The organism is Pseudomonas sp. GW458-11-26-14-LB4 (genome assembly GCF_059423925.1).
On record NZ_JBWKYU010000015.1, the window covers coordinates 40,083 to 54,639 of the forward strand.

General features: G+C 62.0%; 12 protein-coding genes. 4 read left to right on the forward strand and 8 right to left on the reverse strand.

Features of this window, described 5'->3' with window-relative positions:
- Nucleotides 1-107: 107 nt before the first annotated feature.
- The 4 genes from AC07XZ_RS19730 to AC07XZ_RS19745 all read right to left on the reverse strand — a co-directional run bounded on the left by AC07XZ_RS19730 (nucleotide 108) and on the right by AC07XZ_RS19745 (nucleotide 4,995).
- Nucleotides 108-2,813, reverse strand: a complete 2,706-nt coding sequence (locus AC07XZ_RS19730) for a TonB-dependent receptor (RefSeq protein ID WP_173892847.1) — start codon at nucleotides 2,811-2,813, stop codon at nucleotides 108-110.
- Between the two features lie 208 nt (nucleotides 2,814-3,021).
- On the reverse strand, nucleotides 3,022-3,423 hold the full coding sequence (locus tag AC07XZ_RS19735) for an ExbD/TolR family protein (RefSeq protein ID WP_011335072.1): 402 nt from the start codon (nucleotides 3,421-3,423) through the stop codon (nucleotides 3,022-3,024).
- Nucleotides 3,423-4,127 carry a MotA/TolQ/ExbB proton channel family protein gene (locus AC07XZ_RS19740; RefSeq protein ID WP_102687115.1) on the reverse strand — a complete coding sequence of 235 codons (705 nt, stop codon included), beginning with the start codon at nucleotides 4,125-4,127 and terminating at the stop codon, nucleotides 3,423-3,425. The genes AC07XZ_RS19735 and AC07XZ_RS19740 overlap by 1 nt, the downstream gene beginning before the upstream one ends.
- Nucleotides 4,128-4,176: 49 nt before the next feature.
- The gene (locus AC07XZ_RS19745; RefSeq protein WP_064597914.1) at nucleotides 4,177-4,995 is read right to left on the reverse strand and encodes a TonB family protein; all 819 of its coding nucleotides are present in this window, start codon (nucleotides 4,993-4,995) and stop codon (nucleotides 4,177-4,179) included.
- Nucleotides 4,996-6,074: 1,079 nt separating this feature from the next.
- Between AC07XZ_RS19745 and AC07XZ_RS19750 the strand changes: the two genes are divergently transcribed.
- Nucleotides 6,075-6,698: a glutathione S-transferase gene (locus AC07XZ_RS19750; protein ID WP_085745888.1), complete on the forward strand. Its 624-nt coding sequence runs from the start codon at nucleotides 6,075-6,077 to the stop codon at nucleotides 6,696-6,698.
- Here AC07XZ_RS19750 and AC07XZ_RS19755 read toward each other — a convergent pair whose 3' ends face one another.
- Nucleotides 6,699-7,139, reverse strand: a complete 441-nt coding sequence (locus AC07XZ_RS19755; protein WP_064380861.1) for a CBS domain-containing protein — start codon at nucleotides 7,137-7,139, stop codon at nucleotides 6,699-6,701.
- Nucleotides 7,140-7,328: 189 nt separating this feature from the next.
- Between AC07XZ_RS19755 and AC07XZ_RS19760 the strand changes: the two genes are divergently transcribed.
- Nucleotides 7,329-9,689, forward strand: coding sequence for a DNA polymerase II (locus AC07XZ_RS19760; RefSeq protein ID WP_173892806.1), 2,361 nt, complete (start codon nucleotides 7,329-7,331; stop codon nucleotides 9,687-9,689).
- Here AC07XZ_RS19760 and AC07XZ_RS19765 read toward each other — a convergent pair.
- The 3 genes from AC07XZ_RS19765 to AC07XZ_RS19775 all read right to left on the reverse strand — a co-directional run bounded on the left by AC07XZ_RS19765 (nucleotide 9,654) and on the right by AC07XZ_RS19775 (nucleotide 12,214).
- On the reverse strand, nucleotides 9,654-10,124 hold the full coding sequence (locus AC07XZ_RS19765; protein WP_102687117.1) for a DUF1810 domain-containing protein: 471 nt from the start codon (nucleotides 10,122-10,124) through the stop codon (nucleotides 9,654-9,656). The two genes, AC07XZ_RS19760 and AC07XZ_RS19765, sit on opposite strands and share 36 nt — an antisense overlap.
- A gap of 29 nt (nucleotides 10,125-10,153) precedes the next feature.
- Complete coding sequence (locus AC07XZ_RS19770) at nucleotides 10,154-10,975, reverse strand: aldo/keto reductase (RefSeq protein WP_102687118.1); 822 nt, start codon at nucleotides 10,973-10,975, stop codon at nucleotides 10,154-10,156.
- 90 nt (nucleotides 10,976-11,065) lie between these two features.
- Complete coding sequence (locus tag AC07XZ_RS19775; protein ID WP_102687119.1) at nucleotides 11,066-12,214, reverse strand: aldose epimerase family protein; 1,149 nt, start codon at nucleotides 12,212-12,214, stop codon at nucleotides 11,066-11,068.
- 247 nt (nucleotides 12,215-12,461) lie between these two features.
- Between AC07XZ_RS19775 and AC07XZ_RS19780 the strand changes: the two genes are divergently transcribed.
- Nucleotides 12,462-13,211, forward strand: coding sequence for a hypothetical protein (locus AC07XZ_RS19780; protein ID WP_102687177.1), 750 nt, complete (start codon nucleotides 12,462-12,464; stop codon nucleotides 13,209-13,211).
- A gap of 81 nt (nucleotides 13,212-13,292) precedes the next feature.
- A complete protein-coding gene (locus AC07XZ_RS19785; protein ID WP_102687120.1) occupies nucleotides 13,293-14,507 on the forward strand; it encodes an MFS transporter in 1,215 nt (404 codons plus the stop codon).
- Nucleotides 14,508-14,557 lie beyond the last annotated feature (50 nt).

Consider the following 14,557-nt stretch of genomic DNA (forward strand, 5'->3'; position numbering starts at 1 on the left):
GTCGTTCCTCTGAGCCGGAAAAACCCGAAGCGGCGGCAGGCCGCTGCGGGATGCGAATTCGCAAGGGGAAGGGGCCGGCCGGAGTCTTGCGCGGCCCCGACCGGGACTCAGAAGTGGTACGTCATGCGCGCAAACAGCGTGCGGCCCAGCGGATCGGTGTAGCGCGGGTCATAACCGCTCTGGAAGTTGTAGGCCTGGTTGGAGAACGGCGGATCGCGGTCGAACAGGTTCTTCACCCCGGCATCGACGTCCAGCACCTTGTCGAAGGTGTAGCCGGCCGACAGGTCCCACACCGAATACGACGCGACCCGCGCGTTGGTCTCGCGGTCGTAGTCGTTGTAGCCGGTGGTGAAGCGGTTGGTCAGCGCCGCGCGGGCTGCACCGAAGGTCCAGGAACCGGTCAGGTTGTGTTTCCAGCGGGCAATCACACCGTCGCCCTTGAAGTCGCCGACCTTGTCGGTGAACGGGCCCTTGATGGTGCTCTGGAAGTCGTACTCGTCGACATAGGTGCCTTGCAGGCCCAGGCCGAATTGACCGTACGGCGTGTTGGGGAAGCGATAGTCCAGCGACACATCGACGCCGTTGGTTTCGACGATGCCGAGGTTGGCGTTGCCGGTGACGATGTAATTGAGCGTGCCGTCGGCGTTGCGCACGAAGCGGTCAGGGTAGCTGCCGGCCTGATCGAACACGGTGGATTCCGGGAACGGCTGGATCTGGTTGGAGATGTGAATCCACCAGAAATCCAGTCCCACGGACAGATTGCTGACCGGCTGATAGACAAAGCCCAGCGTGACGTTGCGCGCCTTCTCCGGGGCCAGGTCTTCGTTGCCGCCGATCTGGTTGAGGAACTGCTGACCGCAATCGCGCCCGCCGTTGCCGCCCGGTTGCACCACGCCGCCGGTACACAGCACCGGGTCGTTGTAGTAGCCCTGGGTGAAGGTGATGCTGCGCGGCGAATACAACTCATACAGCGACGGTGCGCGGAAGCCTTCGCTGTAGGCGCCGCGCACCACCAGCTCCTTGAGCGGCTGATAACGGAACGAATATTTCGGGTTGGTGGTGCTGCCGAAGTCGCTGTATTTGTCGTGACGCACAGCGGCGGACAGTTCCAGGCTGTCGAGCACCGGTACGTTGATTTCCGCGTAGGCGGCTTTCACGCTGCGGTCGCCCTCGACGCTGCCGGCCGGGTCGATGCCCAGGCTCTGGATGTCGCCGGCAAAGGCTTCGAAGTCCTGGTGGAATTTCTCTTTGCGGTACTCGCCGCCCAAGGCCAGGCCGGACGGACCGGCACCAAACCAGTCACCGATTTCGCGGCTGATCCGCCCGTCGAAACCGGCGACCCGACCGACCGCCGTGGAATAGGCGCCGTGGTACGCGGCCTGGTCGATGTATTGCTGACCGGCGCTGGTCTGCGGGCCGAACGGGTTGAGCAGGCCGCTGGCCAGACCGTCGATCATCGCCTGATCGCTGACGTAGCCGCTGGTAACGCTGGAGACGATCTTGTTCTGGTTGTACGAGGCGCCGACGTTGTAGTCCCAGCCGCCAACCAGACCGTCGAAGCTCAGCAAAAAGCGCTGGCTGGTGTTCTGGTCTTTCGATTCACGCGGGCCGGCGGCGGTTTCGCGCCAGTTCACGTCCACCGGTTGCGTCGGGTCGAGGGCGAAACCGGTGGGCGCCGGGGTGATGCCGTTGCCGGGGTAGTAGGGCGAGGACGAATCCAGGCTCAGGCCGGTCAATGGCGCTGGGCCAATAGCGGTGGCGTTGTTGTTGCGCGACCAGAAGTATTCGAGGTTGACGTTGTGGTCGTCGGCCAGTTTGCCGGTGGTCTTGCCGAAGAACGACGTTTTCTCGGTCTGCGGCACCAGGTCGATGTATTCGCGGGTGCTGAAGCGGCAGAGGCCGTCGCGGGCCACCAGGTTGGGGCCGTTGCAATTGCTGTTGGCCAGCGGGTTGGTGGCGTTGCCGTTCTGGCTGTAGTTGCCGGGGAACGCAGTGCCGGAGGTCTGGTCCAGGCCACGGCCGGGCACATAGTCGCGGGCGAAGGAGCGGTCGTTGGCGTCGAGGTTCTGCTGCTTGTTGTAGTTGAACACGCCGAGCACGTTGAAGCGGTCCTGCTCCAGATCGCCGTAGCCCCAACTGGCGCTCATGTCCTTGGTCGCACCGCCGCCACTGTGGGTCGGGGTTTCGCCGCCGAGGGTGAGTTGGCCGTCGGTCATGGATTTCTTGGTGATGAAGTTGATCACGCCGCCGATGGCGTCGGTACCGTACAGGGCCGAGGCGCCGTCGCGCAGCACTTCCACGCGCTCGATCGCGGCAAACGGGATCATGTTCAGATCCACCGCGCCGCCGGCTGAGTTGGTGCCCGACAGGGCGTTGTTGGCCAGTCGGCGACCGTTGAGCAGCACCAGCGTTTTGTTCGCGCCGATGCCGCGCATGTCGGCGAACGATGCACCGCCGGTGGCCGCGCCGACCGAGCCTGCACTGTTGTTGATCGACTGGCTGCCGGTGATGCGCTGCACCAGTTCGGCGGTGGTGGTCACGCCCTGTTTGCGCAGTTCATCGGCCTTGAGCACGGTGATCGGCACCGCCGTTTCCGCGTCGACCCGACGGATCGCCGAACCGGTCACTTCGACTCGTTGCAGTTGCGTGGTCGGCGCGACCACCGCAGCGGCGGCCGGGACGCTGTTGTCGTCCTCGGCAGCCTGAACCCCGGCGCCCATCCCCATGGCCACCAGGTACAACGGAACGAAACGGTGGCGGGAAATCGTCGCCACCAAGGGTTTGAGCGTGAAGCGTGGAGTGTTCATCAGCATGGTTGTTTCCGACTTTGTTAGACGTTTATCGAAATGGCCTTGCGAGCCCTCTTTGCACGGAGCACGGTGGTGCCGCGCCGCGAAAACCACTTTCTTCAAGCAAGCCGATCCCCTCCGAAGACGCGCTGCGTTTTTTCGGTCGGCCGATTGCGACGGGATTCAACGAACGGTGTCGGGCGCGTCCCTCACTGCGCGCCCGGCACCGCCGTCAGCGGGTGGTCATCACCGATATCTTGGTGATGCCCGAGCGCTCGATGGACGCCATGGCTTTGGCGACCTGGCCGTAATTCACGGCGGAGTCGGCCTGCAGCTGCACGCGTACGTCGGCATCTTTGGCCTTGACCTCCTTGAGGCTGGCCTCCAGTGATTCCGGCGCCAGCTCGGTCTTGGCCAGGAAGAACTTGCCGTCCTGATCGACGCTGACCACCACCGGATCCTTCTTTTCGGCGGGAGCGACGGCGTCGGTTTTTGGCAGGTTGACCTTGATCGCGTTGGTCATCAGCGGCGCGGTGACGATGAACACCACCAGCAGCACGAGCATCACGTCCACCAGCGGCGTGACGTTCATTTCGCTGAGCACTTCATCGCTGTCTTGAGTGGAAAAGGACATCAGCTGGCCTCCCGCACGGCGGCCGTGGTTTTGGCGATGGCCTGGCGGCTGATGGAGAAAGCGCTGCGCGAGGCGAGGGCGTCGAAGTCATGGGCGAAGTCATCCATGTCCGCCGAGGCCAGTTTCAGGCGTCGCAGGAAGAAGTTGTAAATCAGCACTGCCGGCACCGCGACGGCAATCCCCACGCCGGTGGCGATCAGCGCGTGGCCGATCGGCCCGGCCACGGTTTCCAGGCTGGCCGACCCGCTGGCGCCGATGCTTTGCAGGGCTTCCATGATTCCCCACACGGTGCCGAACAGACCAATGAACGGCGCGGTGCTGCCGATGCTGGCGAGGATCGCCTGGCCGTTTTCCAGCGAGCGGCGTTCCTTCTGGATCTGCTGGCGCAGGTTGCGCTCCAGTCGGTCAGAACGGTTGATGGTGTGCGCCAGTTGCTGGGTGGTGCGCGGGGATTCTTCCACCAGAAGGGCTTCAAAACCGCTGCTGGCGATTCGCGCCAGTGAGCCCGGGTATTGGCTGGCGTGTTCGGCGGCGGTCAGCAGATCCGGCGCACCCCAGAAGGCTTTGCTGAACTGCCGGTTCTGGGTTTTCTGGCGCAAGTATTGCGCCGACTTGACCAGCAGGATCGCCCAGCTGACCACGGAAAACAGCACCAGCCCCCAGAGCACGCCGGGGACAATCATCGAAGACAGAGAATCGTTCATGGCTACACCTCGCTTGCGTTAATCGATTGTGAGTTCGGTTGTCGCGCCGTCATTGCGGCAATTTGAAATCGATGGTCTGGGTGGCGAAGCCGTCTATCGGTGTGTCGCCGCGCTTGGCCGGGATGAACTTCCAGGCCTTCACCGCCGCGACCGCCGCGTCATCCAGTTGCGGCTTGCCGCTGGATTTGGTCACCGTCACCGAACCGGCGCGACCGTTGGCCAGCACCTGAATCCGCAGCACCACGCTGCCTTCCCAGTTGCGCCGCAGGGCCAGCGACGGGTATTCCGGCGGCGGGTTGCCGAGGCTGGCGAGGCCGGAAATCGCCGCTGACTCTTTCACTGGCCCCGGTGCCGCAGCAGGTGCCGGCGGCGCGCTCGGGGTGGCCGGGGCGGCAGGCGCTGCCGGTTGCGCAGGGGCGGGCGGCGCTTTCGGCGGCTCGGCCTTTTTCACCGGTTTGGGTTTCTCGACCGGTTTCGGTTTTTCGATCGGCTTGGGTTTCTCCACCGGTTTGGGCGGGGGCTTGACCGCGTCCTCGTCTTCCACCGGTTGTTCCGGTTCGGGCGGTGGCGGTGGTGGGGGCGGCGGCTCCGGTGTCGGCGGGGCTGGCGGTGTCGGGCTGGTGAGCTCGACGGTCATTTCCGGAATTTCCGGTGGCGTGGGCAGCGGCTCGGCCCGCGCCTGCTGGAAAAACCACCAGGCGCCGCCGTGTATCAACGCCGACACCGCCACCAGCAACAGCATCTGTTGTTTGTTCAGGCCGCCGGGCTGCGAAGTGTTGGCCTTAAACACGGGCCGGCCCGCAACCGACGGGAGCGGCGCTTCCCGCAAGGGCCCCGGCGGACTTCTGTGCTTTACCGCATCGTTCATTAAAGCTCCCTCGGGTGGATGAAGGGCAATAAGGTGCCGTTCGAACAACACAGCGTTGTTCGAGTGATTGGTCGCAACTTTCATACAGGTGTGCAGAAGCCGATAGTTGAACTATCTATTGAACAGGGCTTGTGCAGCTTATTGCTTCAGTAACGTCGACTTCGATGGTTCATTGATCCGGTCCGTGGCTGTTCTTTTATAAGTGAGTGTGCAATTGAGTGGCGAACATCGTTCTTGCCCTCATGGTTGATGCAATAGCAACCGCTGTGCCAAACAGTAAACAAATGTGTAGCGGTTATTTCACGGATGATACGTATGTCGCATTTATATAAGTTTCATCAGGCACGCCGGTTTTCATGGGCGCATAACCTCCCGACGGCCCTGTTTGCAGGGCTTTTTCAAAGGCGAGACAGGCCTGGCGCGGTATCGCGCTGTTCAGCGAGATAGAGCGGCTGTTCTCGTGTCGGCCAGGACGCGTGATGGTGCGTGGCGGACTGATTTGGTGCGGGTCAGTGTTTTAGCGGGTCACAGGCGCTGTTCCTTGTTTTTGTCTAAATGAAGTCGGGCTCGGTGTAATGATTGAAAGTACAGTTTTGGTGCGCTTTGGACATTAACTTCGAACAGCAAAAGTTGTACGGATGTGCTGCCCGAAAGTTATTGTCGAACAATCTGTTCTGGCATTCATTAATTCGGCGCGCACGCAATGACTGCTTGCGTGCTATTTAAAAAATAAATAGTGCAATTGTTCAGGTAATAAAAGGAATGCACGGACTGTTCGGCGGGCGAACGCGACGCAGGTAAACGGGCATGGAGAGAAGAGTGTGGCGCAGCAGATGAAGATTCACGCGGTGAACTCCTTGTTGCCAGCTCGGATACGCGAACTTTTGGTTCGGTATCGCACCTTACAAGAACGCGGATAGCGTTCGCTGATTGCTCTTGGTGCGGGATGGGCACCGCCAGCGCTGTTTTGCGAGATCAGGGATTCGCAAGCTGGCGATGAATGCGCAATCCGTGCCAAATTCGATACAACAGCTATAAATAGAGCCAGGCAGGACGCCTTTCGCAGTGGAGGAGGGGTTATGTATCAGCTCTACGGACATCGCAACTCAGGGGCAGCGGCCATCGAGGCGGCGCTCGAGCTGTGCCAGGTGGCTTACCGCTTCATTGATATCGAGGCCAGTGCGGAAGCGGCGCAGGAGCTGGCGCGGCTCAATCCGCTCAAACAGATCCCGACTCTGCAACTGCCGGACGGCAGTGTCATCACCGAAAGTGCGGCAATTCTGATTCATCTGGGGCAACGCTTTGCGCAATCCGGCCTGCTGCCGGCCAACGGCGCTGACCGCGATCAGGCGATTCGGGGCCTGGTGTACATCGTCAGCAATTGCTATGCGGCCATCGGGATTATTGATTACCCGGAACGCTGGCTGGTGATGCCGGACGAGGCCTCGCGGCAGAATTTGATGGCGGGGGCGCGGGAACGACTGCACTGGAGCTGGGAGGTGTTTGCCGATCAGTTCTCGGCCGAGCTGTACCTGGACGATGAAACACCGGGCGCACTGGATGTGCTGGCGGCGGTGGTCACGCGCTGGGCCGGTGCCCGCGAACACCTGCGCCAGGCCCGACCCGGTTTCCATGCGTGGCTGCAGCGCATCGACCGACACCCGGTGCTGGCGCCGGTCTTTGCGCGGCATTGGCCCGGCTGATCACTCCCCGCGAATGTACTGCTCCAGCTGTTTGATCAGCTCGGCCTGTTCGGCAATCGCTTCCTTGACCAGGTCGCCGATCGACAGCAGGCCGATCAGCTTGCCGTTCTCCACCACCGGCAAGTGACGCAGGCGTTTGTCGGACATGATGCCCAGGCAAGTGTCGACGGTCTGGTGGGTGTCCACCGTGATCACGTTCGCCACCATGATGTCGCGCACCGGCGTGCCCACCGAGGAGCGCCCGTGCAGCACCAGTTTGCGCGCGTAATCGCGCTCGCTGATGATGCCCACCACTTTGTCGTCTTCCACCACGAGCAAGGCGCCGACGTTCTTCTCGGCCATTTTCATCAGCGCTTCGAGCACCATGTGATCGGGTTTGATCTGGTGCACTTCCTGATTTTTCGGATCTTTGAGCTTGAGCAGCTGGGCGACGGTTTTCATGGCGGTTACTCAGGTGTTGTCGTTGTTCTCCAAGCATCGTAGACGCAGGCGCGCAGGGCAAGGCCGCAAAACGGCAGATAACACGCAAAAAACGTCATTTGACCGGGTTTTTCATGGCGAGGCCTTTGTCACGGGTGGCGGCAATGCCGCGTAGAATGCCCGTCTGAATCAATTCTTGAGGTCGCAGTGGTGGATTTACAGCAGGGCTTCGTCCTGACCCGGCATTGGCGCGACACCCCGGCCGGCACCGAAGTCGAGTTCTGGCTGGCGACCGACGCCGGGCCGCGCCGTGTGCGCCTGCCGCATCAGCCGTCGGTGGCGTTCATCCCGGCGGCGCAGCGCGAGCAGGCCGAACGGGTGCTGGCGGACGAAAAGAACGTCGAGCTGCGCCCCCTGGCCTTGCAGGATTTCGAGCATCGCCCGGTGCTCGGTCTGTATTGCCAGCAGCACGGTCAGTTGATGCGTCTGGAGACCGCGCTCAACCGCCACAGTGTCGATGTCTTCGAAGCCGACGTGCGACCACCCGAGCGCTACCTGATGGAGCGTTTCATCACCGCACCGGTCTGGTTCAGCGGCACGCCCGATGCCGACGGTGTGCTGCTCGACGCCCACCTCAAGCCAGCGCCCGACTATCGTCCGCAACTGCGGCTGGTCTCGCTGGACATCGAAACCACCGAGCAGGGCGAGCTGTATTCCATCGCGCTGGAAGGCTGCGGCGAACGGCAGGTGTACATGCTCGGCGCACCAAACGGCGATGACAGCCTTGTCGACTTCGACCTCGAGTACTGTGAATCGCGCACCCTGATCCTCAAGAAGCTTAATGACTGGTTTGCCCGCCACGACCCCGACGCCATCATCGGCTGGAATCTTGTGCAGTTCGACCTGCGCATCCTTCACGAACACGCCCGGCGTCTCGGCGTGCCGCTCAAGCTCGGGCGTGGCGGCGAGGAAATGCAGTGGCGCGAACACGGCAGCCGCAATCACTACTTCGCTGCAGCGGCGGGACGGTTGATCATCGACGGCATCGAATCCCTGCGTTCGGCGACCTGGAGCTTTCCCTCGTTCAGCCTGGAAAACGTCGCCCAGACTTTGCTTGGCGAAGGCAAATCCATCGACAATCCGTACCAGCGCATGGACGAGATCAACCGCATGTTCGCCGAGGACAAACCGGCGCTCGCCAAGTACAACCTCAAGGACTGCGAGCTGGTCACGCGGATCTTCGCCAAGACCGAACTGCTGAAATTTTTGCTCGAGCGCGCCAGCGTCACCGGCCTGCCGGCGGATCGCAGCGGCGGCTCGGTGGCGGCGTTCACGCATTTGTACATGCCGCTGATGCACCGCCAGGGTTTTGTGGCGCCGAACCTCGGCACCAATCCACCGCAGGCCAGTCCCGGCGGGTTTGTCATGGACTCGCAACCGGGGCTGTACGAATCGGTGCTGGTGCTCGACTACAAGAGCCTTTATCCGTCGATCATCCGTACCTTTCTGATCGACCCGGTGGGCTTGATCGAAGGCTTGCAGCATCCTGACGACAGCGACTCGGTGGCAGGTTTTCGCGGCGCTCGTTTCTCTCGCACCCGGCATTGCCTGCCGTCCATCGTCGCCCGGGTCGCCGAGGGTCGCGAGACCGCCAAGCGCGAACACAACGCGCCGTTGTCCCAGGCGCTGAAGATCATCATGAACGCCTTCTACGGTGTGCTCGGTTCCAGCGGTTGCCGGTTTTTCGATACGCGGCTGGCTTCATCGATCACCCTGCGCGGCCACGAAATCATGCTGCGCACCCGACAGCTGATCGAGGCTCAGGGGCATGCGGTGATTTATGGCGATACCGACTCGACCTTCGTCTGGCTGCGTCGCCCCCACGGTCAGGAAGAAGCGGCGACCATTGGCCGGGCGCTGGTTGCGCACGTCAACGACTGGTGGCGCGAGCATGTGCGTGAGCAATACGGACTGGAAAGCGTCCTCGAATTGCAGTTCGAAACCCACTACAAGCGCTTCCTGATGCCGACCATCCGTGGCGCGGAAGAGGGCAGCAAAAAGCGCTACGCCGGTCTGGTGACCCGCGCCGACGGCAGCGAAGAAATGGTCTACAAAGGCCTGGAAACCGTGCGCACCGACTGGTCTCTGCTGGCCCGGCAATTTCAGCAGGAACTGTACGAGCGGATCTTCCAGCGCAAGCCGTATCAGGATTACGTGCGCGAGTACGTGCGCAAGACGTTGGCCGGCGCGTTCGACGAACGACTGGTTTACCGCAAGCGCCTGCGCCGCACCCTCGACGACTACGAACGCAACGTGCCGCCCCACGTGCGCGCCGCACGGCTGGCGGACGATTACAACGCGCAGCACGGTCGCCCGCGCCAGTACCAGAACGGCGGCTGGATCAGCTACGTCATCACCCTGGCCGGGCCCGAACCGCTGGAAGTGCGCCGCGCGGCCATCGACTACGACCACTACATCACCCGCCAGCTGCAACCGGTGGCGGATGCGATCCTGCCGTTTGTCGACGACGATTTCTCAACCCTGATCGGGGGACAACTGGGCCTGTTTTGAGTCCAGCAGTTGCAGGGTCCATTCGTCCTGAATGCCGTGGAAGTAACGCTCCAGCGCCTGATGCCAGAGGCTGTCGTCGTCGGCGAACTGGGCGAACAGGGTCATCGATGAGTGGAATTTCAGGTCGTCCGGATGGCCGAAGATCTCGGCAATCGAACGCTGCCGCACATTCAGTACAAGCTGCGCACACGTGCGCAGCCGGGCGCCGAGCAGCTCATGGGCCAGATAGGCCTTGGCCTCACCGGCCGAGCCGATGGCGAACCGCCGCGACATCTCGCTGCCCCCGAGCCCGGCGAACTGGGGGAACACAAACCACATCCAGTGGCTGCGCTTGTGGCCCTCGCCGAGCTCGCGCTGGACCCGTTCGAACACCGGATCCTGAGCGAGCACGAAGCGTTGCAGGTTGAATGGATCGTCCTGATCAGTGCTTCTCATGGCGAAGCCCTCTGTCAGTCGGCGGTGGCTCAGACCATGGCCAGCCGCTGCTTGCGTTGTGGCGCGTGAAACGCCTGGTCCAGCGCCGCCAGATCCCCGGCATCAAGTTGAAGCTGCGCCGCTTGTGCATTGAGCTGCACGTGTTCCGGGCGCACGGCCTTGGGAATCGCAATCACCCCATCCTGACGCAGAATCCACGCCAGCGAAACCTGTGCCGGGGTCACGCCGTGACGAGCGGCAATCTGTTTCAGCACCGGCTCGGCAAGCATGGCGCCGCCCTGGCCGATCGGGCAGTACGCCATTAGCGGCATGCGCTGTTGCTGGCACCACGGCAGCAGGTCGAATTCGATGCCGCGTTCTTCCAGGTTGTACAGCACCTGATTGGTCGCGCAGACCGAACTCGACAGTTCCTCAAGATCATCGACATCGAAGTTCGACACGCCCCAGCGACCGATCTTGCCGTCCTCGCGCAGACGCTCGAAGGCTTCGACGGTTTCTTCCAGCGGATACTGGCCGCGCCAATGCAGCAAATAGAGGTCGATGTAATCGGTGTCGAGCCGGCGCAGACTGCGCTCGCAAGCCTGGGGAATGCCTTTGCGGCTGGCGTTGTGCGGGTAGACCTTGCTCACCAGAAACACTTGATCGCGCAGGCCGGCGATGGCTTCGCCGACCACGCTTTCGGCACCGCCCTCGGCGTACATTTCGGCGGTGTCGATCAGGGTCATGCCCAGCTCGATGCCGCTGCGCAGGGCCGCGACTTCACGCTTGTGCGCCGAGCGGTCTTCGCCCATGCGCCAGGTGCCCTGGCCAATCACCGGAACCTGCACGCCAGCCAATTCGAGGGTACGCATTCAAACCTCCTTTCTGAAACGGTCGATACCTTGGGTGGGCAGCAGGATAGCCCACGGGTTCCGTCCGGTTCCAGAAAGGAGGCCAGGTGCTTACTTGGCGGAGAACTTCAACACCACACTCTGGGTGTAGGTCTGGCCGGGATCGAGGCGGGTACTCGGGAAGTTCGGCTGGTTCGGCGAATCCGGATAGTGCTGAGTCTCCAGGGTGAACGCGCCCCAGTGCGGATAGACCTTGCCACCTTTGCCCTTGACCGTGCCGTCGAGGAAGTTGCTGGTGTAGAACTGCACGCCCGGTTCGTTGGTGAACAGCTGCAAGTGGCGACCGGATTGTGGGTCGCTGACTTCGGCGGCGAGTTTATTGACGTCACCCTTGGTGTCCAGCGCCCAGTTGAAATCGAAACCGCCCTGTTTTTCTTCGGCGAATTTCAACTGCGGATGGTCGGCCTTGATGTGCTGGCCGATGGCGGTCGGTTTGGTGAAGTCCATCGGTGTGCCGGCCACGGGCGCCAGTTCGCCGGTCGGGATCAGCTTGGCGGTGACCGGGGTGTAGTGACTGGCGTGCAGGGTGGCGACTTGCTTGAGGATGTCGCCATTGCCGGCGCCGGCAAGGTTGAAGTAGCTGTGGTTGGTCAGGTTGAGCACAGTGGGTTTGTCGGTGCTGGCCTTGTAGTCGATGCGCAGCTCGTTGCTGTCGGTGAGGCTGTAGGTCACTTCAGTGGTGAGGTTGCCGGGAAAACCCATTTCGCCATCCGCCGACAGGTAGGTCAGGGTCACGCCGACCGAATCCTTGTCCTTGGTTTCCTTCGCCTTCCAGACCTTTTTGTCGAAGCCCTGAGTGCCGCCATGCAAGGCGTTGGTCTTGTCGTTCTGCGGCACTTGATAGCGCTTGCCGTCGAGTTCGAAGGCGCCGTCGGCCAGGCGATTGCCGAAGCGGCCGATGGTCGCGCCGAAGTACGCGGTGCCTTTCTGGTAACCCTGCACATCGTCGAAACCGAGGACGATGTCGTCGAGCTTGCCGTGTTTGTCCGGCACCTGCAGCGCCTGCAAGGTCGCGCCGTAGGTGATGACGGTGGCTTGCATGCCGTGGCTGTTGCGCAGGATGTATTGTTCGACCGGCGTGCCGTCATTGGTTTTGCCGAAGGCTTTGTGTTCGCTGGACAGACCGGCGGCCTGGGCGGTGAGGGTGGCGATCATCAGGGACAGTCCGAGGCCGCAGAGTGAGTGTCGGGATTGAAGCATAGGTTGACCTTCCTTTTTGTTGTTGTTTTGAAAATCTTTAAATAGTCATGCTAATTAATGGATGAATGGGAATTTATAGCGGATTAAACGATTAATGCAAAAATAAAGTCGGACTTAATGCCTTAAGCAGTTAGCGCCGAAGGTCGGGAATCCACGCCGGCACTGCACTTTTGCGAAATCCCCGGCTCTATCCATGGCCAAGGTGCGGTGACTTCCGCCGCACAGGAACGTGTCCGTCAAAGAATTCATGCCGAGAGTTTTGCACCCCATCACTGCATTCATTCATCGCCCGTGCCTGCTGCTGGCCTGCCTGTCGACGCTGTTGCTCGGCGCTTGCAGCCATCAGGATGGCAACGATTTCATCACCCAGATGCGCGAGGGCAGGCCTCAGGAATTCCTCCAGACCAGCGTCGACCGCATGGCTACGCTGGCGATGCGCGACAACCTCGACAGCCTCTATCGCTTGATGGGCAAGTTGTACCTGCGCAACCCGGACGAGCTGCGCAAATCCGGCTTCCTCGACATCCGCACGGCGGTCAAGCAGGTGCGGCTGGCCATTGAGCAGCAACAACCGCTGCCGACCCTCGGCGGCAAAAAAGACCTGGCGGCGCTGAGCTATGCCATGAGCCCGGAGTTTCTCGGTGACCGGGTCGGCGCATTCATCTATGCGATCGGCAGCATGCTGGTCACCGCTCACGGCAATCGCACCGAGTTTTACATGACCGATGCGATCAACCCGACCTTCGTCAACAACGCCGCGCGCAACATCGAAAAAGCCACGTGGATCCTCGCCCAGCGGCAGAACAAAGAAGGCCAGCCGCTGCTGTTTTCCAACGAAATTTCCGAGGAGGGCAGCAACCTGAGTTTCGCCACGGAGTTCGGCAAAGTCGTGGCGCGTCTGGATCTGCTGACCCAAATGCTCGACGAGCGCTACCGGCGCATTGGCCTGAATTATGCCCAGAGCCTGCTGTTTTTGAATTTTTTGCCAGTGCAGTGAGCCAAGTCGGTTAGAGTGGCGGACGATCGTGTTTGTATACAATCTGTCGTCCGATTTGACTCAAAGGGAGCTGCACCTGTCATGACCGACCCCGCAAGCGCCGATTACACGAGCCTGGAACGTGCCACCCGCACCGACAAAATGCCTTACGCCGCGTTGCTGGCGTTTGCCATGACCGGCTTCATCGCCATCCTCACCGAAACCCTGCCGGCCGGTCTGTTGCCACAGATCGGCGCCGGTCTGAACGTCAGCGAAGTGCTGGCCGGGCAACTGGTGACGCTGTATGCGCTGGGCTCGATTGTCGCGGCGATTCCGCTGACGGTCGCCACCCGAGGTTGGGGGCGCAAACGGGTGCTGTTGATGACGGTCGGCGGATTTCTGCTGTTCAACACCATCACCACGTTTTCCAGTCATTACGGACTGACCCTGGCGTCGCGGTTTCTGGCCGGGATGGCGGCGGGGCTGTCGTGGGGGATCATGGCCGGCTACGCGCGCGGGATCGTGCCGGTGCATCAGCAGGGTCGGGCGCTGGCGATTGCCATGCTCGGCACCCCGGTGGCGTTGTCGCTGGGCACGCCGGCCGGTACCTGGCTGGGCAATGTGATCGGCTGGCGCGCCTCGTTCGGGATCATGTCGGCGCTGGCGCTGGTGTTGGCGGCGTGGATCGTCATCGCGGTGCCGGATCGCCCGGGTCAGGCCCGCGCCGAGCGTTTGCCGTTGATGCAGTCGCTGCGCTTGCCCGGCGTGCGCCCGGTGCTGTTCGTGGTGCTGACCTGGATGCTTGGCCACAATATTCTCTACACCTACATCGCGCCGTTCCTGACGCAGGCCGGTCTCGGCGAGCGGGTCGATCTGGTACTGCTGGTCTTCGGTCTGTGCTCGCTGCTGGGGATCTGGATTATCGGCCTGCTGGTGGATCGCTGGCTGCGCGGGCTGGCGCTGATCAGCCTCGCGGTGTTTGCCGTGACCGCACTGGTGCTGGCACTGGTCGCGCCGTCGCCTTGGCTGATTTATGCATGCATGGCGGTGTGGGGCCTGTCGTTCGGTGGCTCGGCGACGTTGCTGCTGACGGCTGCAGCGGACTCCGCCGGAGAACATGTGGATGTGGTGCAAGCGATGCTCACCACTTCGTGGAACGTGGCGATTGCCGGCGGCGGATTGTTCGGTGGTTTGCTGCTGGACCGGGCAGGGGCGATGTCGTTTCCGTGGGCGTTGCTGATCCTGTCGCTGATCGCACTGGCCACGGTCTGGCTGAACAGCACTCACAGTTTCAAACCGGGCCGACGACAGCACTGATGCTGAAGAAATGGCATAACGATAGATCCTATCGATATAGGGCGTTATAA

Coding starts and splice junctions, on each gene's coding strand:
- AC07XZ_RS19730 (WP_173892847.1), bottom strand. CDS start 2,813: ATGCTGATGAACACTCCACGCTTCACGCTCAAACCCTTGGTGGCGACG.
- AC07XZ_RS19735 (WP_011335072.1), bottom strand. CDS start 3,423: ATGTCCTTTTCCACTCAAGACAGCGATGAAGTGCTCAGCGAAATGAAC.
- AC07XZ_RS19740 (WP_102687115.1), bottom strand. CDS start 4,127: ATGAACGATTCTCTGTCTTCGATGATTGTCCCCGGCGTGCTCTGGGGG.
- AC07XZ_RS19745 (WP_064597914.1), bottom strand. CDS start 4,995: ATGAACGATGCGGTAAAGCACAGAAGTCCGCCGGGGCCCTTGCGGGAA.
- AC07XZ_RS19750 (WP_085745888.1), top strand. CDS start 6,075: ATGTATCAGCTCTACGGACATCGCAACTCAGGGGCAGCGGCCATCGAG.
- AC07XZ_RS19755 (WP_064380861.1), bottom strand. CDS start 7,139: ATGAAAACCGTCGCCCAGCTGCTCAAGCTCAAAGATCCGAAAAATCAG.
- AC07XZ_RS19765 (WP_102687117.1), bottom strand. CDS start 10,124: ATGAGAAGCACTGATCAGGACGATCCATTCAACCTGCAACGCTTCGTG.
- AC07XZ_RS19770 (WP_102687118.1), bottom strand. CDS start 10,975: ATGCGTACCCTCGAATTGGCTGGCGTGCAGGTTCCGGTGATTGGCCAG.
- AC07XZ_RS19775 (WP_102687119.1), bottom strand. CDS start 12,214: ATGCTTCAATCCCGACACTCACTCTGCGGCCTCGGACTGTCCCTGATG.
- AC07XZ_RS19780 (WP_102687177.1), top strand. CDS start 12,462: ATGCCGAGAGTTTTGCACCCCATCACTGCATTCATTCATCGCCCGTGC.
- AC07XZ_RS19785 (WP_102687120.1), top strand. CDS start 13,293: ATGACCGACCCCGCAAGCGCCGATTACACGAGCCTGGAACGTGCCACC.